Below are 510 nucleotides of genomic sequence, written 5' to 3' on the forward strand. Positions count from 1 at the left end.
CCATCTAAACATAACTTTACTATATTAATTTGACACTGTATTAAAATTAGCGTATTTGGCAACCGAAAGCGATTTCTTCACCTCCCGAATGTCCCTTTTGGCAATTCCCGAATCTACAAATGGCGTTTCTGGAATCGACAAATGGAGTTTCGGGAATAGCGCTTTGGTGTTAACCTGATTAGGCAACAAAAAAAGAGCCTTATCGGCTCTTCTCGCTTAATTATTTATCAGGCAACCTTACCTTTATCCGCCTTTCGCTGCGCCAAGGTTTCTTGAATCATCTCATTCGCCAAGCGCTTTTGTTCACTGCGCACAAACCGCGCCAGAATCTGCTTAATCAGCGGTTGATAGCCCAATCCATTCATCTCAGCGATTGCCTTTAAATCATCAATCATGCCCTGCGGCAAACGAATTGAAATAGCCTTCAAACCCAATAGGTCGTTTAGGCTGTCTGAACTTTCTTCAGACGATTGCACCACATGCGCTTCACTGGCACCCAATTCGCGGTGG

The 510-nt window shown here is 44.1% G+C and carries 1 pseudogene; it reads right to left on the bottom strand.

Annotated features, from left to right (window positions below):
- Positions 1–227 precede the first annotated feature (227 nt).
- Positions 228–510: pseudogene (locus tag A2F46_RS12760) on the bottom strand (hypothetical protein); the annotation flags it as partial.

This window comes from Snodgrassella sp. CFCC 13594 (assembly GCF_001590725.1).
Lineage (GTDB): Bacteria > Pseudomonadota > Gammaproteobacteria > Burkholderiales > Neisseriaceae > Snodgrassella.